Below are 26,439 nucleotides of genomic sequence, written 5' to 3' on the forward strand. Positions count from 1 at the left end.
CTGCGGAATGATTCGCCCGTTCGACCTCAATCTCCGCCATCTGCGTGCCCTTGGTCAGGTGATTGCGCAGGGCAGCCTCAACCGCGCGGCAGAGGCGGCGGGGTTGTCGCAGCCGGCGTTGACGCAGGGGCTCGCCAAGCTGGAGAAACAGCTTGGCGTCACCCTGTTCGACCGGCATTCGGACGGGGTCACGCCCAGCCCGGCAGGCACAGCGCTGGCCGAGCGGGTGGAGCGCGCATTCGACCAGCTCGCCGCGGCGACGCGGCGGTCGGCGCGCGGCGGGACGCGCGGTTTTGCCCGCCCCGAGCTGCTGATGACCGCGACCCAGCTCGATGCCTTCCTCCACTTCGCCGACGCACAGGGCTTTGCCGGCGCGGCGGCGGCGAGCGGCATGTCGCAACCGGCGGTGCACCGCTCGGTGCGGGAGCTGGAACAGGTCTGCGCGACCCCGCTGGCCGAGCGGCGCGGGCGTGGCATGGCGCTCACCCCGGCGGGGCGGACATTGGCGCGCGGCGTGCGGCTTGCTGCGAGAGAGATCTCCGCCGGGATTGCCGAAGCGCGCGGCGACGAAGGGGAGGGCGGGCGCATCGCGATCGGCGCGATGCCGCTCAGCCGCGCGCTGCTGCTCCCGCACAGCCTTGCGCAATTCCTCCGCGAGGAGCCGCGCACCGTGGTCGATGTGGTCGAGGGGTCGTGGCGTGAGCTGGTCGATCCGCTGCTCGACGGCATCATCGACATCATGGTCGGCGCGTTGCGCGACGACTGCCCGCCGGGGGTGGAGCAGGTGCCGCTGTTCACCGACCGCCTCGCCATTTTCGGGCGGCGCGGGCATCCGCTGGCGCACGGCGCAGTCGACCTCGACACGCTCGCCGCGCAATCCTGGGTCGTCGGCCCGGTCGGCACCCGCTGCGCGCGCACTGGGAGGCGTTGTTCGCCGGACGCGACCTGCCCCCGGTCCCGATCGAATGCGGCTCGGTGATGGTGATCCGCGGCCTGCTGGTACAGAGCGATCTGCTGACCCTGCTCTCCCCCGATCAGGTCGCGCTGGAGGTGGGCGCGGGGATGCTCGAGCGCGTCGGCCCGCAACTCCCCGGCGCGGTCCGCACCATCGGCATCAGCACCCGCGCAGGCTGGCGCCCCACCGCCAGCCAGGCACGCTTCATCGACCTGCTCCACCGCGCGACAATCGAGACGAGAAGTCAGGAAAATCGATAGGCGCAAATCCAATTGGATTAGCCCTGTCGGGGCAAGCACGACTAAGCCCCGAAATCATGCCACTGCAACGCGAACAACATTGTTCTTGTGATGCGCCTCGCGCCGCCGTTGCGGTTGCTGAGGCGCTTTGCAACGCGCGACACGCGAGTGGCGCGTGATGCACGAAGCGGTCGCCTTGATCGGTTTTGGCGAAGCGGGACAGGCGTTCGCACGTCCCGATATTGCCGCATTCGACATCAAGTCCGAAGCTCCGGAAACCCGCCTCATCAAGATCGCCGAGTTCGAACGGGCTGAAGTGCGCTGGTCGGCGACTCCGGCGGGGGCGCTGGCACAGGCCGATGCGGTGCTCAGCCTGGTGACGGCCGATCAGGCGCTGGTCGCGGCGCAGCGATGCGCGCCCTTGCTCCGCGCGAGAGCCTTGTGGTTCGACATGAACAGTGTCGCGCCGGGGACCAAGCGCGATGCGGCGGCGGCGATCGAAGCGGCGGGCGGACGGTATGTCGATGTCGCGGTGATGGCGCCGGTGCTGCCCGCCCGGCTCGCGGTGCCGCTGTTGGTCGCCGGACCGCATGCACTGGAAGCGAGCGAGGCGCTGCGCAGCTACGGGTTTACCAACGTGTCGGTCGCAGGCCCGAAGGTCGGCGATGCGTCGGCGATCAAGATGATCCGGTCGGTGATGGTCAAGGGGCTGGAGGCGCTGACCGCCGAATGCGTGCTGGCCGCGGAGCGGGCAGGGGTGCGCGATGCGGTGCTCGCCTCGCTCGACGCGAGCTGGAAGGAACAGGGCTGGGCGGAGCGGGCCGATTATAATCTCGACCGCATGCTGGCGCACGGCACTCGTCGCGCGGCGGAGATGGAAGAGGTTGCGAAAACGCTGAGCGATCTGGGCGTCGATCCGGCGATGACGCGGGACACGATCCAGCGTCAGCGGGAGCTAGGGGCGTTGGGCATAACGCCGCCGGAGGGGCTGACGGCGAAGCTGGCAGTGCTTGCTGGCGTTGAAGAGGAAGCTGGGCCCCGGCTCAAGGCCGGGGTGACGATAAGTGAATCTGGGGAGAGTGCCGCGTGATCATCGACTGCCACGGCCATTACACCGTCCTGCCCAAGGCGCACGATGCCTGGCGCGAGGAGCAGAAGGCGGCGTTCAAGGCGGGGACGCCGTGTCCGCCCTATCCCGAGATCAGCGACGACGAGATCCGCGAGACGATCGAGGCGAACCAGCTGCGCCTGATCAAGGAGCGCGGTGCGGACCTGACGATCTTTTCCCCCGCGCATCGGCGATGGCGCCGCATGTCGGGGACGAGGGTGTCGCGATCGAATGGGCGCGGCGCTGCAACGACCTGATCGCGCGCGTCGTCGGGCTGTTCCCCGAGACGTTTGTCGGCGTGTGCATGCTGCCGCAATCGCCCAAGGCCGACATGACCGCCAGCATCGCCGAGCTGGAGCGTTGCGTGACCGAACTCGGCTTTATCGGGTGCAACCTCAACCCCGATCCGGGCGGCGGGCATTTCACCCATCCGCCGCTGACCGACCGCTATTGGTACCCCTTCTACGAGAAGATGGTCGAGCTGGACGTCCCGGCGATGATCCATGTCTCGGGCAGCTGCAACCCGGCGATGCATGCGACCGGCGGCTATTACATCGCGGCCGACACGGTCGCCTTCATGCAGTTGCTGGAGGGCGATCTGTTCGCCGATTTCCCGACGTTGCGCTTCATCATTCCGCATGGCGGCGGCGCAGTACCGTACCATTGGGGGCGCTATCGTGGCCTTGCCGACATGCTGAAGAAGCCGTCACTGGACACGCATCTGATGAACAACATCTTCTTTGACACCTGTGTCTATCACCAGCCGGGCGTCGACCTGCTGGCGGACGTGATCGAGAACAAGAACATCCTGTTCGGGTCGGAGATGGTCGGCGCGGTGCGCGGGATCGATCCCACCACCGGGCATTATTTCGACGACACCAAGCGCTATGTCGACGCGCTGGACATCAGCGATGCCGAGCGCGCGGCGATCTTTTCCGGCAACGCCCGCCGCGTCTTCCCCCGTCTCGATGCCAAGCTGAAGGAGCGCGGCCTGTGAGTGACCATAGCGACATCCACGCCTATCTTGCCGAGTTCGAGGATATTCCCGGCACCCGCGTGTTCACTGCCAAGCGCGCGCGTGCCGGGTACCACATGAACCAGTTCGCGATGAGCCTGATGAAGGCGGAGAACCGCGAGCGGTTCAAGGCGGACGAGCGCGCCTATCTCGACGAATGGCCGCTGAGCGAGGAAGCCAAGCAGGCGCTGCTCGCCCGCGATTACAACAAGTGCCTGGACCTAGGCGGCAACGTCTATTTCCTCTCGAAGCTCTTCTCGACCGACGGCATCGCCTTTGCCGAGGCGGTCAGCACGATGACCGACATGAGCTTCCCCGAATATCGCGAGATGATGATGCGCGGCGGGCGTTCGCCCCAAGGCGTCCGATCGATCAAGGAAGGTAAATAACCATGGCCCGCATCACCGCAGGCGTCGCGTCGAGCCATGTCCCGCTGCTGGGCGTAGCCGTCGATCAGGCCAAGGATCGCGACGATTATTTCGGCCCGATCTTCGCCGGCTATGACTGGACCCGCGAATGGGAGAAGGCCGAAAAGCCCGACGTCGTCATCCTGGTCTATAACGACCACGCGTCGGCGTTTGACATGAAGATCATCCCGACCTTCGCGATCGGTTGCGGCGAGCGCTACAAGCCCGCCGACGAGGGCTGGGGCCCGCGCAAGGTGCCGGACGTGGAGGGCCATCCCGACCTGGCCTGGCACATCGCGCAGAGCCTGGTCCTCGACGAATTCGACATGACGATCATCAATGAGATGGAGGTCGATCACGGACTGACCGTCCCGCTGTCGATGATGTTCGGGACGCCCGACGTGTGGCCGTGCAAGGTCATTCCGCTGGCGGTCAATGTCGTCACCTATCCACCGCCATCGGGCAATCGCTGCTGGGCGCTGGGCGAGGCAATCGCGCGCGCGGTGGCGAGCTTCCCCGAGGATCTGAACGTGCAGGTGTGGGGCACCGGGGGCATGAGCCACCAGTTGCAGGGGCCGCGCGCGGGCCTGATCAATCGCGAATGGGACAATATGTTCCTCGACGGGCTGATCGGCGAGAGCGATCACCTGCGCCGCATCCCGCACATCGAATATCTGCGCGAGACCGGGTCCGAGGGGATCGAGATGGTGATGTGGTTGATCATGCGCGGCGCGCTGGGCAAGCGCACCGCCGCGCTGCACCGGCATTACCACGTGCCCTGTTCCAATACCGCGATCGGGCATCTCGTGTTGCGCCCCGACAATGGCGAGGGGCTGGATATGACGGGGAGCGGGGTCGCGGCCTGATCCGTCACCCCAGCGAACGCTGGGGTCTCGGGCGGCAAGGGCAAACCTCATGAGACCCCAGCGTTCGCTGGGGTGACGAATTAGACTGGAGCGAAACATGAAAATCGCACTCGCAGGCGCCGGGGCATTCGGCGAAAAGCATCTCGACGGGCTCAAGAACATCGACGGGGTCGAGGTGATCTCGGTCGTCGGGCGCCGGCTCGAACCGACGCAGGCGGTGGCCGATAAATACGGCATTCCGCACGCGACCACCGAGCTCGCCGAGGCGCTGGAGCAGCCGGGGCTCGACGCGGTGATCCTGTGCACCCCGACCCAGATGCATGCGGCGCAGGCGATCCAGTGCATGGACGCGGGCAAGCATGTGCAGGTCGAAATCCCGCTGTGCGACAGCCTGGCCGATGGCGAGGCGGTGCTGGCCAAGGCGCAGGAGACCGGCCTGACCGCGATGGTCGGGCATACCCGCCGCTTCAACCCGAGCCACCAGTATCTCCATCGCAAGATCGCGGCGGGCGAACTGAACGTCCAGCAGATGGATGTGCAGACCTATTTCTTCCGCCGCCAGAACATGAACGCGAAGGGCGAGGCGCGCAGCTGGACCGACCATCTGCTGTGGCATCATGCCGCGCATACGGTGGACCTGTTCGCCTATCAGGCCGGACCGATCGTGGCGGCCAACGCGATCGAAGGCCCGCACCACCCGGAACTCGGCATCGCGATGGACATGTCGATCCAGCTCAAGGCGGAAAGCGGGGCGATCTGTACGCTCAGCCTGTCGTTCAACAATGACGGGCCGCTCGGTACCTTCTTCCGCTATATCTGCGACAACGGCACCTGGATCGCGCGCTATGACGATCTGGTGACCGGGCGCGAAGAGCCGGTCGACCTGACCGGCGTGACGGTTTCGACCAACGGGATCGAGCTGCAGGACCGCGAATTCGTCGCCGCGATCCGCGAGGGCCGCGAACCCAATGCCAGCGTTGCGCAGGTGCTGCCCTGCTACCGCGTGCTGCACCAGCTGGAGCAGCAGCTGAACGCGGCGCGCTGAACGTCAATCGGCCGCGTACGGGCGGCCTTGGGGGAATGACATGAAGACCCAGGTTGCGATCATCGGGGCAGGGCCGTCGGGCCTGTTGCTCGGCCATCTGTTGTGTCAGGCGGGGGTGGATTGCGTCGTCGTCGAGCGCGCGGCGCCCGATTATGTGCTCGGCCGCATTCGGGCGGGGGTGCTGGAGACGGTCACCACCGACCTGATGACGCGGCTGGGCATCGATGCGCGGATGAAGGCGGAGGGGCTGGTCGAGGCAGGGTTCAACCTCGCCACCAACGACCGGCTGATCCGCATCGACATCACCGCGCTGACCGGAAAACATGTCACTGTCTATGGCCAGACCGAGCTGACCCGTGACCTGATGGACGCGGCGCCTGGGCGCGGGCTGGAGATTGTGTATGAGGCGGGCGACGTGGCGCTGCATGAGATCGAGGGCGATTCGCCGTTCGTCACCTATGTGAAGGATGGCGCGACGCAGCGGCTCGACTGCGCGTATATTGCGGGGTGCGACGGGTTCCATGGGCCGTCGCGCAAGGCGATCCCGGCGCATGCGGTGCGTGAGTTCGAGCGGGTCTACCCGTTTGGCTGGCTCGGCATCCTGGCAGACGTGCCGCCGTGCCATGATGAGCTGATCTACGCTAATACCGATGCCGGCTTCGCGCTCGCCTCGATGCGCTCGAAGACGCGCAGCCGCTATTATATCCAGGTCCCGCTGACCGATCGCGTGGAGGACTGGAGCGAAGATCTTTTGTGGGACGAACTCGCGGCACGGTTCGACCCGATCAGCGAACATGGCGTGACGCGCGGTCGGGCGCTGGAGATGTCGATCGCGCCGCTGCGCTCCTATGTCTTCGAAACGATGCGGCATGGTCGGCTGTTTCTCGCTGGGGACAGCGCGCATATCGTGCCGCCTACGGGCGCGAAGGGGCTGAATCTTGCCGCTTCTGATGTCGCCTATCTGAGCGATGCGCTGGTCGGTGCGCTGAAGCAGGGGGACGACGCAGGGCTGGATGGCTATCAGGCGAAGGCGCTGGCGCGCATCTGGAAGGCGGAGCGGTTCAGCTGGTCGCTGACCAAGCTGATGCACCGCTTCCCCGAGGATGGCGCGTTCGAACACCGGATGCAGGCGGCCGAACTGGACTATCTCGCCAGCTCGACCGCGATGCAGACCGCGATTGCGGAGAATTACGTCGGGCTGCCGCTTTAGGCCCTTGTTAGCTGCGGTCGGTTGGCGAGCAGGTGATCGACGACCGACGGATCGGCGAGGGTCGAGGTGTCGCCGAGGTTGCTGACGTCATTCTCGCCGATCTTGCGCAGGATGCGGCGCATGATCTTGCCCGAGCGGGTCTTGGGCAGAGCGGGGGCGAACTGGATCACGTCGGGGGTGGCGATCGGCCCGATTTCCTGGCGCACCCATTTGATCAGCTCGGCGCGCAGCGCGGCGTCGGGCTCGACTTCGGCATTGGTGGTGACGAAGGCGTAGATGCCCTGGCCCTTGATGTCGTGCGACATGCCGACCACCGCGGCTTCGGCGACTTTGTGGTGGGCGACGAGTGCGCTTTCGATCTCGGCGGTGCCCATGCGGTGGCCTGACACGTTGATCACGTCGTCGATGCGGCCGGTGATCCAGTAATAGCCATCCGCGTCGCGGCGGCAGCCGTCGCCGGTGAAATAGCGGCCCTTGAACGTGCTGAAATAGGTCTGGAAGAAGCGGTCGTGGTCGCCCCACACGGTGCGCATCTGGCCGGGCCAGCTGTCGGTGATGACGAGGCAGCCGTCGCCCGCGCCGGTGATCTCGTTGCCGTCATTGTCGAGCAATGCGGGCTGGACGCCGAAGAACGGCTTGCTCGCCGACCCCGGCTTGAGCGCGGTCGCGCCGGGCAGGGGGGTGATCATCGCGCCGCCGGTTTCGGTCTGCCACCAGGTGTCGACGATCGGGCAGCGGCCCTCGCCGACGACGCGGTGATACCATTCCCATGCCTCGGGATTGATTGGCTCGCCGACGCTGCCGAGCAGGCGCAGGCTGCTGCGACTGGTGCGCGTCACCCAGTCGTCGCCCTCGCGCATCAGCGCGCGCAACGCAGTGGGGGCGGCGTAGAAGATCTCGACCCCGAACTTGTCGACCACCTGCCAGAAGCGACTGTGATCGGGGAAGTTGGGCACCCCCTCGAACATCACACTCGTCGCGCCATTCATCAGCGGGCCGTACACGACATAAGAGTGGCCGGTGACCCATCCGACATCGGCGGCGCACCAGTAGATCTGGCCGGGACGATAATCGAAGACATATTCGTGCGTCATCGACGTCCACACGGCATAGCCGCCGGTGGTGTGCAGCACGCCCTTGGGCTTGCCGGTCGATCCTGAGGTGTAGAGGATGAACAGCGGGTCCTCCGCGCCCATCGCCTCGGGCGCGCAGTCGGCGCTCTGGCTGGATGCTTCCGCCCAGTCGATATCACGGCCCGATATCATCGGCACGTCGGCACCGGTGCGGCGGAGCATGATGACCCGCTCGACCCCCGGACAGCGGGCGAGGGCCGCATCGACATTGGCCTTGAGCGGAATGCGCTTGCCGCCGCGCAGTCCTTCATCGGCGGTCAGCACGATGCGGCTGTCGCAATCCTGGATTCGCCCGGCGAGCGCGTCGGGGGAGAAGCCGGCGAACACGATTGAATGGATCGCGCCGATGCGCGCGCAGGCGAGCATCGCCACCGCAGCCTCCGGCACCATGGGGAGGTAGAGGGTGACGCGCTCGCCGCGCCTCACGCCCTGCGCTTTCAGCAGATTGGCGAAGCGGCAGACATCGACGTGCAGTTCGCGATAGGTGATGACACGGTGGGGCTCGTCGGGGCTATCCGCCTCCCACAGGATCGCGGTTGCGTCGCCGCGCTCGGCCAGGTGCCGGTCGAGCGCATTGGCGCTGATGTTGAGCGTGCCGTCGCTGAACCAGGCGATGCCGAAATCGGCCTCGTCGAAGCTGGTGTCCTTCACCCGCGTGAACGGCGTGATCCAGTCAATCCGCTGTGCCGCCTCACGCCAGAAGCCCTCGGGATCCTGGACCGAGCGCCGATACATGGCGTCATAGCCGTCCGCGTCGACCAGTGCATTCGCCGCCCATTGCTCGGGTACCGGGAAGATCGTCTGGGCCATCTCACTCTCCTGTTCGCGCCGGGCGCTTGGCTCCGCGTTAGCGCATCACGGGGCGCAGGTCAGTCCGACTCTCGTCGTAGAACTGCGACCTTTGTCGGGATAGCAGCGCGACACGGTCTGCGGCATGCTTCCCCGTCCGCGGCACCGTGCGCGGAAGGAATATAGGGGAGAAGGGCCGATGGCCACGGAAGCGGACGAATTGCCCAAGCATCACAAGGCGACCCAGAGCGAAAAGCTGGTCATCACCGCCTCCTCCCTCGGTACCGTGTTCGAATGGTATGATTTCTACCTGTACGGCCTGCTCGCCACGATCATCTCGGCGCAGTTTTTTTCGGGCGTAAACGAGACGACCGGTTTCATCTTCGCGCTCGCGGCATTCGCGGCGGGGTTCGCGGTGCGGCCGTTCGGCGCGCTGGTGTTCGGGCGGATCGGCGATCTGGTGGGGCGCAAGAACACATTTCTCGTCACCATGGGCTTGATGGGCTTTGCGACCTTCGTCGTCGGCCTGTTGCCGTCCTACGCCACGATCGGCGTCGCTGCCCCGGTGCTGCTGATCCTGATGCGGTTGATCCAGGGACTTGCGCTCGGCGGCGAATATGGCGGGGCGGCGACCTATGTCGCCGAGCATGCGCCGAACAACAAACGCGGGCTCTATACCAGCTTCATCCAGACGACCGCGACGCTTGGGCTGTTCGCGGCGCTGCTTGTCGTGATCGGCACGCGCACCTTGGTGGGTGAAGAGGCGTTCAGGGACTGGGGCTGGCGCGTGCCGTTTCTGATCTCGATTCTGCTGCTCGGCGTGTCGCTGTGGATTCGCCTTCAACTCGAAGAGAGCCCGGTGTTCGCGAAGATGAAGGCCGAGGGCAAGACGTCAAAGGCACCGCTGACCGAGGCGTTCGGCAAATGGGGCAACCTCAAATGGGTGCTGATCGCGTTGCTCGGCGCGGTCGCGGGGCAGGCGGTGGTCTGGTACACCGGCCAGTTCTACGCGATGTTCTTCCTTGAAAAGATGCTGATGGTCGATGGTGCGACCACCAATATCCTGATCGCCATCGCACTCGCCATCGGCACGCCGTTCTTCATCTTCTTCGGCTGGCTCTCGGACAAGGTGGGGCGCAAACCGATCATCATGGCAGGCTGCGCGCTGGCAGTGCTGACCTATTTCCCGGCGTTCCAGGCGCTGTCTTCGGCAGCCAATCCAGCACTCGCCCGTGCCGCCGCCGCCGCGCCGGTCACGGTGGTGACGAACGACGCCGATTGCTCGCTCCAGTTCGATCCGGTCGGCGGCAACAAGTTCGACAGCAAGAGCTGTGACATCGCCAAGGCATTCCTTGCCAAGAATGCGATCAGCTACAGCACGGTCGAGGCGGCGGCGGGGACGATCGCGCAGGTCAAGATCGGCGATGCGACATTCACCGCACCCGATCCGGCGCAGGTGACCGGAGCCGACCGCAAGGCTGCGATCAGCACGTTTCAGGGCGAGCTGAAGGCTGCTCTGACCGCTGCCGGCTATCCGTCCAAGGCCGATCCTGCGGCAATCAACAAGCCGTTGGTCGTGGCGATCCTCACCTGGCTCGTGCTGCTGGTGACGATGGTCTATGGCCCGATCGCGGCGATGCTGGTCGAACTGTTCCCGACCAATATCCGCTACACGTCGATGTCGCTGCCATATCATATCGGCAATGGCTGGTTCGGCGGGTTCCTGCCGACCACGGCGTTCGCGATGGTCGCGGCGACCGGGGATATCTATTACGGCTTGTGGTATCCGATCGTGGTCGCCGGGCTGACGCTGGTGGTCGGTCTGCTGTTCCTGCCCGAAACGTTCCGAAAGAATATCGACGATTAGGGTGTATGCCGACTTCCCCTCCCTGAAAGGGAGGGGCTAGGGGGGTTTAGCGGCGGACGAGGCTCGATGCCTTGTCCGCCGCTTCTGTTTCAGGCGACGAGTCTTTGGAGCGCGCAGACGCGCGCACCCACCCCCGGCCCCTCCCTTTCAGGGAGGGGAGCTATTGGTCAGCAGCCGCGCTCACCAGCCACCCGTTCGACCGCGCCCAGCTGGCGAACAAGCGGGGCCATGCTGCGACCGGCTCGCCGGGCTTGCCCAGCCCCCAGCTATGCCCGCCGCGCTGGAACAAATGCATCTCGACCGGGCGCTTTGCCGCATGCATCGCCGCCGCGAGCCTCAGGCTGTGCGCGACATCGGCGGTTGGGTCGTCATAGGCATGGGCGAGGAAGATCGGCGGGGTCGTGCCAGTCACCTGCGCCTCGACCGAGAAGGCATTGCGCCAATCGGGCAGCTTGCTGACATAGCGCGCGGTCCGCGTCGTATCGATCGGCGCGCGCATCGAGATCACCGGATAGATCAGCCCGGCAAAGTCCGGCACGGCGCTGACAGTGTCCACCGCGTCGATCGCGGGGTAGAAATCATGCGCCCCGCGCGTCGCCAGCGTCCCCGCGAGATGCCCGCCCGCCGAGAAGCCGATGACGCCGATCCGCTTGGGGTCGATTCCCAGCGTTTTCCAGTTGCCGCGCAGCAGTCGCATGGCGCGCTGCCCGTCCTGGAAAGGCACCTCGGAGGCCCACCCGTCACCCGGGAGGCGGTAATAGAGCACGAAGGCGGTCACCCCGCGCTTCGCCAGCCACTCGGCCGTCGGCATTGCCGCACTGCCGATCTGGATGCGGAAATAGCCGCCGCCGCCGATCACCAGCACCGCCGCCCCGTTGGGCTTTTTCGGCCGCACCACCACCATGCGCGGGACGGTGACATTGGAGACCGCGCCGGTCGCAGCGCCCTCATTGCCGGTCTTTTCCGGCCCCGCAGCGGTCCCACCGCCCGGCATCGCGCCCGGCCACAGCGTGATGACCTCACTCTGCGCCGCAGCCGGAACCGCGACGCAGAGCAGGGCAAGCGCGACGATCCAGCGCATCAGAACCGCTTGCCGATCGATGCGTAGAGATAGCGGCCATAGGGAACGTAGAGCGATCCCAGATAGCCATCAGCGACGATCGGCGGATCGGTGTCGAACACGTTACGTGCGCCGATGCGGAACCGGGTGTCCTCCAACGGTCCCTTGCGGATGCGATACTGGGCGTAGAGATTGAAGAACGCCTTGCCCTCGACCTTGTACGGGTTGCCGTTGGTGTCGAGGAAGTTGGTATCGTACACCGTGCCGATATAATTGCCGAACGCGCCGATCTGGAACCCCTGGTGGCTCCAGGTGAGCGATCCGGTGACGCGCCACTTCGGGCGCCCGCGCTGCTCGATCAGGTCGCTGGCGTCGGTCAGCGGAGTGGCGGCGTTGATCTGTCCCGCCGCGCGCGCGTCGAACAGCGCCTGCACCGCCGGCGGCGTCTCACGCGAGAACTTCGTCAGGCGCGCCGCGTTGAACGCCACATCGAACCGCCCGATATCGGTGCGGACATTGTAGAGTACGGCGAGATCGACGCCCTGCACCGTCTGGGGCAGCAAATTGACGAACTGGTCATTGATCCGCGTGACCGCACCTGCGGCGGGCAGATTGGTGCCCGCGAACACCGGTGTGTCATCGGCGGTGGGTGCGGCGCGGATCACGTTCGGGTTGCTCGACCCCTGCAGCCGCAGCAAATAGTCGAGCACCAGCGCGTTCTGTGCGCCGAACTGGCCGACGATCCCGGTCTGCTGGATCGACCAGAAATCCGCGGTCAGCGTCAGGCGGCCGAGATGGCTGGGGATGAACTTGGGCTCGATGACTGTGCCGACCGTCCAGTTGGTGCTCTCCTCCGGCTTCAGATCCGGGTTGCCGCTGATGAAGATCGCATAGCTGATCCCCCGGCTGCACGCCGAATAGGTGGCGATCCGTCCGGCGCGCAGATCGGCTTCGCAGCGATAATAATCGGTGTTCGAGTTGAGCCGCGAGTAGGCGACGGTCTTGGTCTGCTCCAGGTTCGGTGCGCGGAAGCCCTGCGACCACGAACCGCGCAGCCGGAGTCCGTCGACGATATCCCACGCGGCCGCGACCTTGGGCTTTGCCACCGATCCAAAGTCCGAATATTCCTCGGCCCGTCCTGCGATCTGCAGGTCGAGACGGTGGACCAGCGGTACGTCCATCTCCGGCGATACCAGCGGCACGGCGAGTTCGGCATAGGCGGACAGCACGGTCCGGCTGCCGAACACCGAAGGGGTCGGGCTGACCGCGGCGACGTTGGACAGGTTGGTTTCGCCGGTCACCATGTCGGTGAAGGTGATCTGGCCGTTGAGATTCGGATCGCGAATATCCCGCTGCGTCTCGCGCCGCCCTTCGACGCCGAACGCGATGCCGACGCCGCCGCCGGGCAGGTCGAACAGGCTGGAGTTTGACAGCTTGAAATCGCCGAGCAGCAGGGTCGTCTTGGACTTTCGGACGAGGTTGAAGCTGATCGCGTCGATCGTCGCCGCGCTGGCGGGCGAACAGTCGCCGAGCGAGGGCGTGGCCGAGCAGCCGCCGCTGAACGGGTTGTAGGCATCCGGGGTCGACAGCGCGAGGTTGCGCTGAAGCGCGGTCATGTCGATCGCGTTCGAACTGTCGCGCGCCTGCGCCTCCGAATAGAGGATGCCGGTGTCGTAATCGAACGTCCCGATCTTGCCGCGCGCTCCCAACAGGAAGCGCGACTGCCAATTCTCGACCTCGACCAGCTGATTGCCCGCATCGACGAAACGATAGGTTGTGAGGCGCACGGGCAGGCCCGCGGCGGGCACGTTGGTCAGGCCGGGAATGCGGTTCGGGTTGGCCTGTCCATTGGCGAAGGTCACCGGGCCGAACGGGTTCCAGTAATTGCTTGCCGGAATCACGATCGCGTTGAGGTTGATCGTCGGCGGCTGAATGCGCTGCGTGTCGGCGAGGTAATAGCCGAGTTCGGTATAGAGCTCGACTGCATCGCTCACCTCGTACCGCCCGGTGAAGAAGGCGTTGTAGCGGTTGAATGACGGGGTGACGGTGGTGCCGGGGCGGGTGTCGAACCGCTCGTTGCGCAGCGTCGTTGCAGTCGCGCGGGTGCCGGTGCCGAAGCAGACATCGGTGTTGACCGTGACCGCGCAACCGGGGTTGAGCGACGACTGGGTGTGGAACGCGCCCGCCGAGGAGGTCAGCGCCTGGTTGCCCGGGCTGCGCCGGATCGTGCCGGGGCCGCCGACCACCGCCAGGTTCGCCCACGGGCTCTGCGTGGCGCGTCCGTCTGCGGCGAGGTTGCCGGCATAGGCGGGATCGTTGGCGAAGAAGGACAGGAGATTGTCGGTTGCGGTATAAGGCTGGTCCTCGGCCAGCTGCGCGGTGCGGCGGACATAGTTGACGAAAAGCGAGAAATTCCCGCGCCCTTCGTCGAACGTCTTGCCGATCAGGCCGGTGCCCTCGAACTCCTTTCGGTGCGTCCCCTCGGCATAGCCATAGCGCAGGTTCAACTCGCCGCCGTCATAGTCACCCCGCGTCACGGTGTTGACCACGCCCGCGACCGCGTCCGCGCCATAAATCGCCGCCGCACCGTCGCGCAAAATCTCAAGCCGTTCGATCCCCGCGACGGGGAGCGCGTTCGAGTTGTAGCCGAGCACGGGCACGTTGCCGTCACCGGCCTGGCTGGTCGGGTGGCTGACCATGCGGCGGCCGTTGAGCAGAACCAGCGTGTTGCCCACGCCGAGATTGCGCAGGTTGATCGAATTGACGTCGCCGCGCGCGGCGTTGCTGGTCTGCGGGTTGTTGGCTTCGTTGAAGGTCACGTCGCCCGCCTGGGGGATCGACCGGATCAGGTCGTCGCCCGACAGCGCGCCGGTCGCGTCGATCTGCGCGCGGTCGATAACGGAGACGGGGAGGGCGGTGGTGATGTCCTTGCCCTTGATCTGGGAGCCGACGACGACAACCTCCTGCGCGGGCGCGGCTTCCTCGCTTGCCGGATCGGCGGGGAGTGCGTCCTGTGCGTGTGCGGGCAGTGCGATCGCCAGCGCGGCAAGTGCGGAGCCGGTAGCCAGCATGCGGAGCCTGTTGCGGTCGGTCATTGTCTTCTCTCCCTGTCCTGAGAAGGCGGCTTCGACGTCCGCCATTCCCCTTGTCTTCGATCAGTCCGGATCGGTTTCAGCGGCCGGCCATGCCGGTCCCGAGGGAGCATGGCCCGACAGCGCGCGGTCGAGCGCATCCTTGTCCAGGGCATTGTCCCAGCGCGCGACGACGACCGTCGCGACCGAGTTGCCGATGAAATTGGTGAGGCTGCGGCACTCGCTCATGAAGCGATCGATGCCCAGGATCAGTGCCATGCCAGCGACCGGAACCGACGGCACGATCGACAGCGTCGCGGCGAGCGTGATGAACCCCGCACCGGTCACACCAGCCGCGCCCTTGGACGAGATCATCGCGATCAGCAGCAGCGCGATCTGATCGCCCAGCGTCAGATCGACATTGCATGCCTGCGCGATGAACAACGCCGCCAGCGTCATGTAGATGTTAGTGCCGTCGAGGTTGAACGAATAGCCGGTCGGTACGACCAGCCCGACGACGGACTTTTCGCAACCGGCGCGCTCCATCTTGTCCATGAGGCTCGGCAGCGCGCTTTCGGACGATGAGGTACCGAGCACCAGCAACAGCTCGGCCTTGAGATAGCGAATCAGCTTGAAGATCGAGAATCCGGCGAGCCTCGCGACGATGCCCAGCACGACGACCACGAAGATCAGCGAAGTGAGGTAGAAGGTCGCGACCAGACCGGCGAGATTGGCAAGCGATTCGATGCCGTATTTGCCGATCGTAAAGGCCATCGCGCCGAATGCGCCGATCGGTGCCGCCCGCATCAGGATCCCGACCAGCTTGAATACCACCAGCCCGATCCGCTCGAGCATGTCACGCACTGGTGCTGCAGGTTCGCCGACCATCGACAGCGAAATTCCGAACAGGATTGCGACGAGCAGCACCGGGAGCAGCTGATCACCGGTCAGCGCCGACACCAGGGTCGTCGGGATGATCGCCATCAGAAATTCGATGATGCCGCTTTCATGCGCTTTGGCGACATAGCCTTCGACCGCCCCGGTATTCAGTGTGGCCGGATCGACATTCATGCCAGCGCCAGGCTGGACCGTGTTGGCGACGACGAGCCCAACGACCAGCGCCAGCGTCGAGAAGAACAGGAAATAGGCGAACGCCTTGCCCGCGACCCGACCGACCGAACGCAACTCGGTCATCCCGGCGATGCCCGTGACCAGCGTAAGAAAGATCACCGGCGCGATGATCATCTTGACCAGCTTGATGAAGGCATCGCCCAGCGGCTTGAGCGCTTCGCCAACGCCCGGCCAGAAGAAGCCGATTGCGACGCCTGCCGCGATCGCGATCAGCACCTGGACATAGAGCTGGGTGTACCAGCGCCCGGGCTTTGCGGGTTCCGCCGCGTAATCGAGTGCAACCGCCATCAACCATCCCCTCATGCGTGCCTTGATTGGCCCGTCTGGCTATAGTTGCTGCGAGTATGGTGGGGACAGGGGGGATGGTGAAGCGTGGCATGATATCGCGCTAAAACAGATAGTTATGGCAATTGAGAGGGTCTCCTGCCTGAAAAAATGTGCGAATTTCCGCGCATTGATTTCTATCATTGTGTGATATCTCGCCCGCATGGAGATAGGGACGACTCGCCTTCCGCGCCGCCTGGCGCTCGTCGCGGCAATTGGATTGGCGCTGGTCGCGCTGGTCGGGTTCGGCGCGTCGCGCTGGGCACGGGGGCAGGCGGTCGCGACGACCGATGCGGCGGCGGCGGAGCTGGCGCGCGCCAACGCCGGGCTGTTGACCAGCGAGCTGCAAAAGTTCCGGTTGCTTCCGCTCGTGCTCACCGAATATCCCGATGTACCCGCACTGCTCGAAGCGCCGACGGCGGCGGTCGCCGGGCGGGTCAATGCGCGGCTTGAGCTGCTCGCCGAGCGAACCGACGCGGCGGCGATCTATGTCATCGATGCACAGGGCAAGACCGTCGCGGCGAGCAACCATCGCCTGCCGACCAGCTTTGTCGGCCAGAACTACGGATTTCGTCCCTATTTCCGTGACGCCATGCGCGACGGCAGCGCCGAGCTCTTCGCGCTCGGAACCGTCAGCGGGGTGCCGGGCCTGTATCTTGCCCAGCGGATCGGTAGCGCGGCGCGCCCGTTGGGCGTCGTCGTGGTCAAGATCGAGTTCGAGCGCGTCCAGTCCGCCTGGGCGGGGCAGCAGGGGGCGACAATCGTCACCGACCGGCACGGAGTAGTGATCGTCACCGGTCGCCCCGACTGGCGTTTCCGCACCCTCGCGCCGCTCTCCTCCGCCAGTCGTCAGGCGATCCGCACCACCCGCCAATATGGCAGCCTTCCGCTCGACCCGCTGCCGTTGACCATCGATGGCGCGGATGTGGGCGAAGGCGACGCGGCAGGGGATCGTCGCGTTGCGTCGGTCGCCGCTCCCCTGTCCGGTGCGCGGCTCCATGTCCTGATGCCGCTCCGCCCCGCGCTCGTCAGTGCCAACGCCAATGCCCGGCTCGTCACACTCGCTGCCTTCGTATTGATCGTCGGAGCGCTGTTGCTGTTGTGGCGCGCACGTGAACGGCAACTGCTCCAGGACGCCGCCCGTGCGGCGCTTGAAACCCAGGTTGCCGAGCGTACCGCCGAACTGCGCGACACCAACCGTCAGCTTGAGGCCGAAAGCGCCGAACGCGCGCGCGCGGACCAGCGCTACCGCGCCGCGCGGGAGGAGTTGGCGCAGGCCAGCCGCCTCGGCTCGCTTGGCCAGATCACCGCTGGCGTCGCGCATGAGATCAACCAGCCGGTCGCGGCGATCCGTACCTTTGCCGATAATGCGCGCCAGCTGCTCAACCGGGGCGATGCGGCTCGGGCGACCGACAATCTCGGCCGGATCAGCGCATTGACCGAGCGGATCGGCGCGATCACCGGCGAGCTGCGCAGCTTTGCGCGCAAGCGGACGCCCGAAGTCGGCGCGGTCGAGATCGGATCGGCGATCGACTCGGCCATGCTGTTGATCGGCGACCGCGTCCGCGCCGTCGGCGTTGCGCTGGATCGAACCGGGGACCCTGCGATCCGCGTCATCGCGGACCGCGTGCGGCTGGAACAAATTCTGATCAACCTTGTCCAGAACGCGCTCGATGTGCTCGCCGGGCAATCCGACCCGCGCATCTCGATCGCGGTGGAGGGGCAGGAGGACCGCGCGCGTATCGTCGTGACCGACAACGGACCTGGCGTGCTCGCAGACTTGCGCGACCAGCTTTTTACCCCCTTCGTCACCGGGCGTGAGGAGGGGCTCGGCCTCGGCCTCGCCATCTCGCGCGATATTGCCCGCGATTTCGGGGGTGAACTGACCTTGGCTGAGACGACGGAGGGCGCGCGGTTCGAGCTGACGCTGTTGCGCGCATGATTGCCGAAGCCGATCAGACCGTCTTTTTCGTCGATGACGACGCCCAGCTGCGCGAGGCGAATGTCCAGACGCTCGAACTGGCGGGGCTGCCGGTGCGGGCCTTTGCCGATGCAGCCTCGCTGCTCGCCACGATCGGTCCAGACTTTGCCGGCGTAGTCGTCAGCGACATCCGGATGCCCGGGATGGACGGGCTGCAGCTCTTCGCCCGCCTGCGCGCTCTGGATGTCGAACTGCCGGTCATCCTCATCACCGGCCATGCCGATGTGCCGATGGCGGTCGGTGCACTGCGTGACGGCGCGTTCGATTTCCTGTCCAAGCCGTTCGCGGCAGATCACCTCGTCGCCGCCGTCCGCCGCGCGCTCGCGCATCGCCGGCTGATCCTCGACAACCGTGCACTTCGCGCCGCTGCCGCCAGCCCGCCGGACAGCCCATTGATCGGTGACAGCCCGGCAATCGTGCGGTTGCGCGAAAGCGTCGCGCAAGTCGCCCGCGCCGAGGTCGACGTGCTGATCGAGGGAGAGACCGGAACCGGCAAGGAACTCGTCGCGGCAATGCTTCACCGCGCCTCCCCCCGCGCCGCGCGCACCTTTGTCGCGGTCAACTGCGCAGCGCTGCCCGAGGCGCATGCCGAGATCGAGCTGTTCGGCCACGCCGCCGACGCCGTACCGCATGGCCGGTTCGAACGTAGCGGCCGGATCGAGGCGTCGAGCCGGGGCACGTTGTTCCTCGACGATATCGACGGCATGCCGCTCGACGTCCAGCCGCGCCTCCTGCGCGTGCTGGAAGAGCGCGAGGTATTGCCGGTCGGTGCCGAGCGTCCGATCCCGCTCGACTTGCGCGTCATCGCGTCGGCGAAGCGCGATTTGATGGCGCTATCGCGGGAAGGGGCGTTTCGCAGCGACCTTTATTTCCGGCTCAACGTCGTGCGGCTGTCGATCCCGCCCTTGCGCGAACGCCGGTCTGATATCGGCCAGCTGTTTGCCGCCTTCGTCGCCGAGGCGGTGGCGCAGACCGGGCAGACGGGATTCCGCATGACCGACGCGATCCGCCGCCATTTGCTCGACCATGACTGGCCGGGCAATGTGCGCGAGCTGCGCAATTTCGCGTTCAGTGCGGTGCTTGACCTGGTCGACGGCACCGGCCCCGTCGCGGCGAGCCAGAGCCTGCCCGATCGCGTGGCGGCCTATGAGGCGATGCTGCTGCGCGAAGCGTTGCAGGCGACGCGCGGCAATGTCGTCCGCGCGATCGAACTGCTCGGCATTCCGCGCAAGACCTTTTATGACAAGATGGCTCGCGCTGGCCTGGCGGCGGCCGACTTTCGGAAGGGACGTTGAGGCTGGTACGGGCGGGGGGACTTGAACCCCCACGGGCCTTGCGGCCCAACGGATTTTAAGTCCGGTGCGTCTACCATTCCGCCACGCCCGCAGGATGAGCTGGCTCTATCCGTCTCAGGTTGATGTGCCAAGCACTTAGGCCGGGCACAGCGCTCAGACGTTGAGACGGACGCGCATTTCCTTGCCGGGCTTGAAATAGGGGACGCGCTTCGCATCCACATTGACCGCTTCGCCGGTGCGCGGGTTGCGACCGGTGCGGGCATCACGGGCGCGGGTGGAGAAGGCGCCGAAGCCGCGCAACTCGACTCGACCGTCCTCAACCAGACGTGTGGTGATTTCTTCGAAGAAGATATCGACGATCCGCTCGATCTCCCGCGCCGACAGGTCGGGATTGTCCGCGCCGAGCATGTGAACGAGTTCCGACCGAATCATGTGCGTCCCCAGTTTCCGCCGCGGCATGGTGCCGACCTGGCGATGTTAACATGGGTTTACGCGGGGTTTGAGCATCGCGGCAACGGAATATTGCTTGCCGCGACGGAATTTTGAAACAATCGTCTGAAGCCGTTGAAAAGACAGGAAACGGGCGGGCGTCGAAACGCCCGCCCGCTGCCCGATCACTTCTTCTCTTCGCGCGCCTTGAGCGCTTCGCCGAGAATGTCGCCCAGCGACGCGCCCGAATCGGACGAGCCATACTGCGCCACCGCCTGCTTCTCTTCGGCGATCTGCATCGCCTTGACCGAGAAGGTCGGCTTCTTCGAACGGTCGAGGCCGGTGACCATCGCGTCGAACTTCTGGCCGACCTGGAAGCGCTCCGGACGCTGCTCGTCGCGGTCGCGGCCAAGGTCGGTGCGCTTGATGAAGCCGGTCACGCCATCGTCGCCCACCTGGACTTCGAGACCCGCGTCGCGGACTTCGAGCACGGTCACGGTGACCACCTCGTTCTTGTTGACGCGCGAACCTGCGCCGCCTGCTGCCGGGGTCGGCACGCCACCGCGCTCAAGCTGCTTCATGCCGAGGCTGATGCGTTCCTTGTCCGGCTCGACCGCCAGGACGACGGCCTTGACCATCTCGCCCTTGCGATGCAGCGCCAGCGCGTCCTCGCCCGAAATGCCCCACGCGATGTCCGACATGTGCACCATGCCGTCGACGTCGTTGTCCAGGCCGATGAACAGGCCGAATTCGGTGGCGTTCTTGACTTCGCCCTCGACTTCGGTGCCGACCGGGTGCGCAGCCGCAAAGGCTTCCCACGGATTCTGCTGGGCCTGCTTGAGGCCAAGGCTGATGCGGCGCTTGTCCTGATCGACCTCGAGCACCATCACATCGACTTCCTGGCTGGTCGACACGATCTTGCCCGGATGGACGTTCTTCTTGGTCCAGCTCATCTCCGACACGTGGACAAGACCCTCGATACCGGCTTCCAGCTCGACGAAGGCGCCATATTCGGTGATGTTGGTCACGCGACCGGTCAGCTTCGCGCCGACCGGATACTTCGAACCGGCACCATCCCAAGGATCGCTCTCAAGCTGCTTCATGCCGAGCGAGATACGCTGGGTGTCGCGGTTGATGCGGATGATCTGAACCTTGACGGTGTCGCCGATGTTCAGGACTTCCGACGGGTGGTTGACGCGCTTGTAGCTGAGGTCGGTGACGTGCAGCAGGCCGTCGATGCCGCCCAGGTCGACGAACGCACCGTAATCGGTGATGTTCTTGACGACGCCGTCGATCACCTGACCCTCGGCGAGGCTCAGGATCAGGCCCGAACGCTGCTCGGCGCGGTTCTCTTCGAGGACGGCGCGACGCGACACGACGATGTTGCCGCGCTTGCGGTCCATCTTCAGGATCTGGAAGGGCTGCGGCAGGTCCATCAGCGGCTGAACGTCGCGGACCGGACGGATATCGACCTGCGAACCCGGCAGGAACGCCACGGCGCCCGACAGGTCGACAGTGAAGCCGCCCTTGACGCGGCCGAAGATCACGCCCTCGACGCGGTTGCCCTGGCTGAATTCGAGCTCCAGCGTGTCCCATGCGGCTTCGCGGCGGGCGCGGTCGCGGCTGAGCATCGCTTCGCCGTTCGCATTCTCGACGCGGTCGACATAGACCTGGACTTCGTCGCCGACCTTCAGGTCGGCCTTCTGGCCCGGCGCTGCGAATTCGCGCAGCGGCACGCGGCCTTCGCTCTTGAGGCCCACGTCGATGACGGCGAGATCGTTTTCGATGCCGGTGACGGTGCCGATGACAACGCGGCCTTCAAAGCTTTCTGCGCCGCCGAGCGTCTGGTCGAGAAGCGCGGCGAAATCGTCGCGCGTGGGGTTTGCCGTAGAGGCCATAAAGGGTTCAGTCCTAACTATCGTTTTTCCGGCCGGCTGGTTGGATCCAGCGGTCTTTTAGGCCGAAATGCCGCGGCGGCCGAATGCCGGTCGCGGCATTCCGCAAACAGCCAAGGGGAGGGAGGAAACCGCTCTTTCCGAAAAAGCGAAAACGGCGCGTAGGCGTCAACGCCCCGCGCTTCCCTCCACAAGCACCGCTCGCAGAACGGGCGCGCCATAGACGGCGATTGCCCGAAAGGCAAGGAAATCTGGCAATTGCGCCCCGCACCCCGCTTACCGTTTGTTTACCACGCGTCGTCATGGTGCGGACCCAATACAACCTGTGGGGGAGAGGGCGTATGGTAACGGTAACAGTACCGGCCGCAGACGTGCAGGGGCGTGTCGTGGCATCCATTCCGGGGCAATATGAAATCGTCCGCGACGATCGTCTGGGCCTGATCCGGATCAGCTGCACCGGCCTGCGCCTTGGCGAAGAGGTCGATCGTTACCTCGCCGTGCTTGGGCCGATCGTCAACGACGTGCGCGCCTGCCATGGCCGCGTGCGCGTCCTTGCCGACCTGCGCAACGCGCCGGTCCGGACGCAGGAGGCGGCAGACCGGATGCGCGCGGGCAATCTGCGGCTCTATCGCGCCGGCGACCGCATCGCCTTGATCGTCGAGTCCAGCCTGCTCAAGATGCAGCTGCGGCGGACTTTGGTCGAGTATCAGAACATCTTCGTGTCGCCGAATGCGGCCGAGACCTGGGTTACGGCTGACGTCTGACCGGATGCCCGCCGTCCCCTGAAAGAGGGGGATCGGGGACGGCGAGCAAAATGATCAGGCGCTTATGCGCTCCACGCCTGGAAGGGCAGGTCGAGATCGTCGGCAACCGCCTTGAACGCGATCTTGCCCTGATAGACGTTGAGGCCGTTCGCGAGATGCGGATCTGCGGCCATTGCCTTTTCCGCCCCCAAATTGGCGAGCTTCATCACGAACGGCAGCGTCGCGTTGTTGAGCGCGAAGGTGCTGGTGCGCGCCACCGCGCCGGGCATGTTGGCGACGCAATAATGGATCACGCCATCGACTTCATAGACCGGGTCTTCATGCGTCGTCGCATGGCTGGTCTCGAAGCATCCGCCCTGATCGATCGCGATGTCGACGAGAACGCTGCCGCGCTTCATCGTCTTGAGCATCTCGCGCGTCACCAGCTTCGGTGCCGCTGCGCCGGGAACCAGCACCGCGCCGATCACCAGATGTGCGTTGGCCACCGCCGCCGCGATCGCCGCCTTGCTGGCATAGGCGGTCTTGATCTGGCTGCCGAAATGCATGTCGAGTTCGGCGAGGCGGGTGTTGTTGATGTCATAGATGGTGACGTCGGCGCGCAGGCCGGTCGCCATCTGCGCCGCATTGATGCCCGACACGCCGCCGCCAAGGATCGCGACGCGCGCAGGAGCGACGCCGGGAACGCCGCCCAGCAGCACACCGCGTCCACCCTGTTCCTTCTCAAGGTAATGCGCGCCGACCTGAACGGACATGCGGCCCGCAACCTCGCTCATCGGCTTGAGCAGCGGCAGGCTGCGGTCGTTGGCGGTCACGGTTTCATAGGCGATGCAGGTCGCGCCGGACTTCATCAGCCCTTCGGCCTGCGGCTTGTCCGCGGCGAGGTGGAGATAGGTGAACAGCGTGTGGCGCGGTTCGAGCAATGCGATCTCGCTCGGCTGCGGCTCCTTGACCTTCACGATCATGTCGCTCTGCGCGAACACTTCGGCCGGAGTGCCGACGATCCGCGCGCCCGCCGCCATGTAATCGGCGTCGCTGAAGTCGATGCCCATGCCGGCGTTGCTCTGGACGATCACCTCATGCCCGGCGGCGCTGAGTTCGGCGACGAGCGGCGGGGTCAGGCCCACGCGATATTCGTGATTCTTGATTTCCTTGGGGACACCGACGCGCATGGACACTCTCCGAATGATTTTGTTTCGGGGTGATCGTAGCGCAGGTTGCCACCGCAAATCCCTGCAAACTCATGCGCTGTTCAACGGCTTCATGCACGTTTATGACGTGGGAAGATCTTCAGCGGGAATTTTGTGCAAGATGGATCGAATCGACGGAGCAATCCTGAAACTGCTCGCACAAAACGCCCGCGCGCCGGTGAATCAGATCGCGGGCGAGGTCGGCCTGTCCCCCTCGGCCTGCACCCGCCGCATTCAGGCGCTGGAAGCATCGGGGCATATTCAGGGCTATGCAGCACGGCTCGGGTTGCGGCGGCTGGGCTATAGTGTGACAGCCTTTGTCGACATTACGCTGGGGACCGAAGTCGACGAGGACCTCGCCCGGTTCGAGGCTGCGGTTGGCCAGATCGACGGGATCGTCGAATGCGCGCTGGTGTCGGGCGGCTATGACTATCGGCTCAAGATACTGTGCCGTGATCTCGACGACTATGAGCGACTCCACCGCGAAAAAATGGGACGTCTGCCCGGGGTGGTGAAGATCAGCTCCAGCTTCGTCCTGCGATCGGTCCCGACGCGGAGTGAGGCGGATGCGCTGTTCGTAGGGGCGGACTAGGCGGTTGCGGGGCGTGCAGTTGCTACCCCATGCTGCACGTGCTAACCGCCCGCGCTGTTTCAACGGACAGGCATTGGTCGCATGACCCCTCGCTATCTCGCCACGGCACGCAAGTTCCTCCCGTGAGCGAGCCCAACGGTAGCCCCGAGCCGGCGGCCGACTCGACCCCCACCGACCAGCATCACACGCATGGCCGCGAGGCTGCGCTGTGGAAGCTCGCGGTCGGCGCGATCGGGATCGTGTTCGGCGATATCGGCACCAGTCCGCTCTATGCGTTCAAGGAAACCTTCGCGGGGCACCATCCCCTCGCGCTGGACCAGGAACATATCATGGGCGTCATCAGCCTGATGTTCTGGTCGATGATGGCGGTGGTGACGCTGAAATATGTCAGCATCATCATGCGCGCCGACAACAAGGGCGAGGGCGGGAGCCTCGCGCTGCTTGCGCTGATCAATCGGTCGAGCGGGCAGAAGCGCTGGACCGCAGGGATCGTGATCCTCGGCGTGTTCGCCACCGCGCTCTTCTATGGCGATTCGATGATTACGCCCGCAGTTTCGGTCCTGTCGGCGGTTGAGGGGATCGCGGTTGCCGCGCCGACCTTCTCGAACTGGATCCTGCCAATTGCGGTGGCGATCCTGGTCGCGCTCTTTTTCGATTCAGCGCACCGGGACCGCGCGGGTTGGCGCGATGTTCGGGCCGATCATGCTTGGCTATTTTGCCACGATCGCGACGCTCGGCACGCTCAGCGTGATCAAGACACCCGAAGTCCTCTGGGCGCTGCTGCCGAGCTATGCAGTCCATTTCTTCGTGATTGACGGCTTTGCAGCTTTCCTTGCGCTCGGGTCGGTCGTGCTGGCCGTGACGGGCGCCGAGGCGCTCTACGCCGATATGGGACATTTCGGGCGCAAGCCGATCCGCGTGTCGTGGCTGTGGTTCGTGCTGCCCGCGCTGATGCTCAACTATATGGGGCAGGGGGCGCTGCTGATGCGCGACGCCAGCGCGCTGCAGAGTCCGTTCTATATGCTCGCGCCGGAGTATCTGCGGCTGCCGCTGGTCGGCATCGCGACGATGGCCGCGATCATCGCGTCGCAGGCGGTGATCACCGGTGCCTTTTCGGTGACTCAGCAGGGTATCCAGCTCGGCTTTATTCCGCGCCTGCGGATCAGCCATACCAGCGCGGATACCGCAGGCCAGATCTACATCCCGCTGATCAACTGGGCGTTGATGATCGCGATCATCCTGCTTGTGCTGACCTTCCAGACCTCGTCCAACCTGACCGCCGCCTATGGCATCGCGGTGACGGGCGCGATGCTGATCGACAATTTCCTGATCGCGGTCGTGCTGTTCGGGTTGTGGAAGTGGAAGAAGCGCTATGCGGTGCCGCTGCTCGCGCTCTTCTTCGTCGTCGACCTCGCCTATTTCAGCGCAAACCTGACCAAGGTGCCCGATGGTGGCTGGTTCCCGCTGCTGGCGGGTGTGGTGATCTTCACCCTGCTCACCACCTGGGCGAAGGGCCGCCGCCTGATGGTCGAGCGGATGCGTGAGGCGGCGATGCCGATCAAGGTGTTCATCCAGTCCGCCGCCAGCTCGGCGACGCGGGTGAAGGGGACGGCGGTATTCATGACCTCGACGCCGGAAGGCGTGCCGCACGCGCTGCTCCATAATTTGAAGCACAACAAGGTGTTGCACGAGCGGGTGATCCTGCTGACCGTCAAGATCGCCGACCAGCCCTATGTCGACGAAGCCGATCGCGTACATCTCGACGATCTCGGGCAGGGGTTCCACCGGATGAAGATCCTGTACGGGTTTATGCAGGAGGCCGACGTTCCGGCGGCGCTGGCCGCGTGCAGCGCGTGCGGCGGGGCGTTCAACATGATGGACACCAGCTTCTTCCTGTCGCGCCAGACGTTGCTGGCGTCGGACAATCCGGGGATGAAGCTGTGGCGCGAGAAGCTGTTCGCGTGGATGCTGCGCAACGCCGAAAGCGCGATGGAATTCTTCCGTCTGCCCACCAATCGCGTGGTCGAGCTGGGGAGCCAGGTGGAGATTTGAGGGCGTTTGTTTACGCGGCAATGC

20 protein-coding genes, 1 tRNA gene and 1 pseudogene are annotated in these 26,439 nt (G+C 65.4%); 14 read left to right on the forward strand and 8 right to left on the reverse strand.

Going from position 1 to position 26,439, the window contains the following annotated elements:
• The first annotated feature begins 7 nt into the window (after positions 1-7).
• The 8 genes from LRS08_RS17720 to pobA all read left to right on the forward strand — a co-directional run bounded on the left by LRS08_RS17720 (position 8) and on the right by pobA (position 6,845).
• Positions 8-979, forward strand: coding sequence for a LysR family transcriptional regulator (locus LRS08_RS17720; RefSeq protein ID WP_260481066.1), 972 nt, complete (start codon positions 8-10; stop codon positions 977-979).
• Complete coding sequence (locus LRS08_RS17725) at positions 976-1,215, forward strand: hypothetical protein (protein ID WP_260481067.1); 240 nt, start codon at positions 976-978, stop codon at positions 1,213-1,215. Before LRS08_RS17720 ends, LRS08_RS17725 begins: the two co-directional genes overlap by 4 nt.
• A gap of 157 nt (positions 1,216-1,372) precedes the next feature.
• Complete coding sequence (locus tag LRS08_RS17730) at positions 1,373-2,284, forward strand: NAD(P)-dependent oxidoreductase (RefSeq protein WP_257845920.1); 912 nt, start codon at positions 1,373-1,375, stop codon at positions 2,282-2,284.
• Positions 2,285-2,375: 91 nt separating this feature from the next.
• Positions 2,376-3,299, forward strand: coding sequence for an amidohydrolase family protein (locus LRS08_RS17735; RefSeq protein WP_260481068.1), 924 nt, complete (start codon positions 2,376-2,378; stop codon positions 3,297-3,299).
• Positions 3,296-3,706: a protocatechuate 4,5-dioxygenase subunit alpha gene (ligA, locus tag LRS08_RS17740; protein ID WP_257845918.1), complete on the forward strand. Its 411-nt coding sequence runs from the start codon at positions 3,296-3,298 to the stop codon at positions 3,704-3,706. The genes LRS08_RS17735 and ligA overlap by 4 nt, the downstream gene beginning before the upstream one ends.
• 2 nt (positions 3,707-3,708) lie before the next feature.
• Positions 3,709-4,590 (forward strand): class III extradiol dioxygenase subunit beta, encoded by an 882-nt coding sequence (locus tag LRS08_RS17745; protein ID WP_257845917.1) that lies wholly within the window; start codon positions 3,709-3,711, stop codon positions 4,588-4,590.
• Between the two features lie 97 nt (positions 4,591-4,687).
• The gene (locus tag LRS08_RS17750) at positions 4,688-5,635 is read left to right on the forward strand and encodes a Gfo/Idh/MocA family oxidoreductase (RefSeq protein WP_257845916.1); all 948 of its coding nucleotides are present in this window, start codon (positions 4,688-4,690) and stop codon (positions 5,633-5,635) included.
• A 40-nt stretch (positions 5,636-5,675) separates the two neighbouring features.
• Positions 5,676-6,845 (forward strand): 4-hydroxybenzoate 3-monooxygenase, encoded by a 1,170-nt coding sequence (gene pobA, locus LRS08_RS17755; protein ID WP_260481069.1) that lies wholly within the window; start codon positions 5,676-5,678, stop codon positions 6,843-6,845.
• Here pobA and acs read toward each other — a convergent pair.
• A complete protein-coding gene (acs, locus tag LRS08_RS17760) occupies positions 6,842-8,788 on the reverse strand; it encodes an acetate--CoA ligase (protein ID WP_260481070.1) in 1,947 nt (648 codons plus the stop codon). The two genes, pobA and acs, sit on opposite strands and share 4 nt — an antisense overlap.
• Positions 8,789-8,966: 178 nt before the next feature.
• On the opposite strand from acs, the gene LRS08_RS17765 reads away from it, so the two are divergent.
• Entirely contained in the window at positions 8,967-10,634 is a 1,668-nt protein-coding gene (locus tag LRS08_RS17765) for an MFS transporter (protein WP_257845915.1), read from the forward strand.
• 160 nt (positions 10,635-10,794) lie between these two features.
• Here the strand turns inward: LRS08_RS17765 and LRS08_RS17770 are convergent, their stop codons facing one another.
• The 3 genes from LRS08_RS17770 to LRS08_RS17780 are packed head-to-tail and all read right to left on the reverse strand — an operon-like array spanning position 10,795 to position 16,184.
• On the reverse strand, positions 10,795-11,715 hold the full coding sequence (locus LRS08_RS17770) for an alpha/beta hydrolase (protein ID WP_260481071.1): 921 nt from the start codon (positions 11,713-11,715) through the stop codon (positions 10,795-10,797).
• Positions 11,715-14,789 carry a TonB-dependent receptor domain-containing protein gene (locus tag LRS08_RS17775; RefSeq protein WP_257845912.1) on the reverse strand — a complete coding sequence of 1,025 codons (3,075 nt, stop codon included), beginning with the start codon at positions 14,787-14,789 and terminating at the stop codon, positions 11,715-11,717. The genes LRS08_RS17770 and LRS08_RS17775 overlap by 1 nt, the downstream gene beginning before the upstream one ends.
• A 60-nt stretch (positions 14,790-14,849) precedes the next feature.
• Positions 14,850-16,184 (reverse strand): dicarboxylate/amino acid:cation symporter, encoded by a 1,335-nt coding sequence (locus LRS08_RS17780; protein WP_257845911.1) that lies wholly within the window; start codon positions 16,182-16,184, stop codon positions 14,850-14,852.
• A 199-nt stretch (positions 16,185-16,383) separates the two neighbouring features.
• Here LRS08_RS17780 and LRS08_RS17785 point away from each other — a divergent pair, with 199 nt between their 5' ends.
• Together LRS08_RS17785 and LRS08_RS17790 are read left to right on the forward strand one after the other, a co-directional pair.
• The gene (locus LRS08_RS17785) at positions 16,384-18,162 is read left to right on the forward strand and encodes an ATP-binding protein (RefSeq protein ID WP_257845910.1); all 1,779 of its coding nucleotides are present in this window, start codon (positions 16,384-16,386) and stop codon (positions 18,160-18,162) included.
• Entirely contained in the window at positions 18,159-19,496 is a 1,338-nt protein-coding gene (locus LRS08_RS17790; RefSeq protein ID WP_260481072.1) for a sigma-54 dependent transcriptional regulator, read from the forward strand. Before LRS08_RS17785 ends, LRS08_RS17790 begins: the two co-directional genes overlap by 4 nt.
• Before the next feature lie 3 nt (positions 19,497-19,499).
• Here the strand turns inward: LRS08_RS17790 and LRS08_RS17795 are convergent.
• The 3 genes from LRS08_RS17795 to rpsA form a co-directional block, all read right to left on the reverse strand.
• Positions 19,500-19,587 (reverse strand) — tRNA-Leu (locus LRS08_RS17795).
• A gap of 62 nt (positions 19,588-19,649) precedes the next feature.
• A complete protein-coding gene (locus LRS08_RS17800) occupies positions 19,650-19,928 on the reverse strand; it encodes an integration host factor subunit beta (protein ID WP_257845909.1) in 279 nt (92 codons plus the stop codon).
• 182 nt (positions 19,929-20,110) lie between these two features.
• The gene (gene rpsA / locus LRS08_RS17805) at positions 20,111-21,823 is read right to left on the reverse strand and encodes a 30S ribosomal protein S1 (protein ID WP_257845908.1); all 1,713 of its coding nucleotides are present in this window, start codon (positions 21,821-21,823) and stop codon (positions 20,111-20,113) included.
• Between the two features lie 383 nt (positions 21,824-22,206).
• Here rpsA and LRS08_RS17810 point away from each other — a divergent pair, with 383 nt between their 5' ends.
• Positions 22,207-22,584 carry an STAS/SEC14 domain-containing protein gene (locus LRS08_RS17810; RefSeq protein ID WP_257845907.1) on the forward strand — a complete coding sequence of 126 codons (378 nt, stop codon included), beginning with the start codon at positions 22,207-22,209 and terminating at the stop codon, positions 22,582-22,584.
• 62 nt (positions 22,585-22,646) lie between these two features.
• Here LRS08_RS17810 and ald read toward each other — a convergent pair whose 3' ends face one another.
• Complete coding sequence (gene ald / locus LRS08_RS17815) at positions 22,647-23,753, reverse strand: alanine dehydrogenase (protein WP_257845906.1); 1,107 nt, start codon at positions 23,751-23,753, stop codon at positions 22,647-22,649.
• A gap of 139 nt (positions 23,754-23,892) precedes the next feature.
• Here ald and LRS08_RS17820 point away from each other — a divergent pair, with 139 nt between their 5' ends.
• A complete protein-coding gene (locus LRS08_RS17820; RefSeq protein WP_260481073.1) occupies positions 23,893-24,363 on the forward strand; it encodes an Lrp/AsnC family transcriptional regulator in 471 nt (156 codons plus the stop codon).
• A gap of 122 nt (positions 24,364-24,485) precedes the next feature.
• A pseudogene (locus LRS08_RS17825) lies at positions 24,486-26,415 on the forward strand (potassium transporter Kup).
• The last annotated feature ends 24 nt before the right edge of the window (positions 26,416-26,439 follow it).

This window comes from Sphingomonas sp. J315, from assembly GCF_024666595.1.
Lineage (GTDB): Bacteria > Pseudomonadota > Alphaproteobacteria > Sphingomonadales > Sphingomonadaceae > Sphingomonas.

Excerpts from the sequence above, each read along its gene's own strand:
- LRS08_RS17730 (WP_257845920.1), top strand. The coding sequence starts at position 1,373 with ATGCACGAAGCGGTCGCCTTGATCGGTTTTGGCGAAGCGGGACAGGCG.
- LRS08_RS17770 (WP_260481071.1), bottom strand. The coding sequence starts at position 11,715 with ATGCGCTGGATCGTCGCGCTTGCCCTGCTCTGCGTCGCGGTTCCGGCT.
- LRS08_RS17800 (WP_257845909.1), bottom strand. The coding sequence starts at position 19,928 with ATGATTCGGTCGGAACTCGTTCACATGCTCGGCGCGGACAATCCCGAC.
- LRS08_RS17775 (WP_257845912.1), bottom strand. The coding sequence starts at position 14,789 with ATGACCGACCGCAACAGGCTCCGCATGCTGGCTACCGGCTCCGCACTT.
- LRS08_RS17745 (WP_257845917.1), top strand. The coding sequence starts at position 3,709 with ATGGCCCGCATCACCGCAGGCGTCGCGTCGAGCCATGTCCCGCTGCTG.
- LRS08_RS17790 (WP_260481072.1), top strand. The coding sequence starts at position 18,159 with ATGATTGCCGAAGCCGATCAGACCGTCTTTTTCGTCGATGACGACGCC.
- rpsA (WP_257845908.1), bottom strand. The coding sequence starts at position 21,823 with ATGGCCTCTACGGCAAACCCCACGCGCGACGATTTCGCCGCGCTTCTC.
- LRS08_RS17765 (WP_257845915.1), top strand. The coding sequence starts at position 8,967 with ATGGCCACGGAAGCGGACGAATTGCCCAAGCATCACAAGGCGACCCAG.
- ald (WP_257845906.1), bottom strand. The coding sequence starts at position 23,753 with ATGCGCGTCGGTGTCCCCAAGGAAATCAAGAATCACGAATATCGCGTG.
- acs (WP_260481070.1), bottom strand. The coding sequence starts at position 8,788 with ATGGCCCAGACGATCTTCCCGGTACCCGAGCAATGGGCGGCGAATGCA.
- LRS08_RS17750 (WP_257845916.1), top strand. The coding sequence starts at position 4,688 with ATGAAAATCGCACTCGCAGGCGCCGGGGCATTCGGCGAAAAGCATCTC.
- LRS08_RS17720 (WP_260481066.1), top strand. The coding sequence starts at position 8 with ATGATTCGCCCGTTCGACCTCAATCTCCGCCATCTGCGTGCCCTTGGT.
- LRS08_RS17785 (WP_257845910.1), top strand. The coding sequence starts at position 16,384 with ATGGAGATAGGGACGACTCGCCTTCCGCGCCGCCTGGCGCTCGTCGCG.
- pobA (WP_260481069.1), top strand. The coding sequence starts at position 5,676 with ATGAAGACCCAGGTTGCGATCATCGGGGCAGGGCCGTCGGGCCTGTTG.
- LRS08_RS17780 (WP_257845911.1), bottom strand. The coding sequence starts at position 16,184 with ATGGCGGTTGCACTCGATTACGCGGCGGAACCCGCAAAGCCCGGGCGC.
- LRS08_RS17820 (WP_260481073.1), top strand. The coding sequence starts at position 23,893 with ATGGATCGAATCGACGGAGCAATCCTGAAACTGCTCGCACAAAACGCC.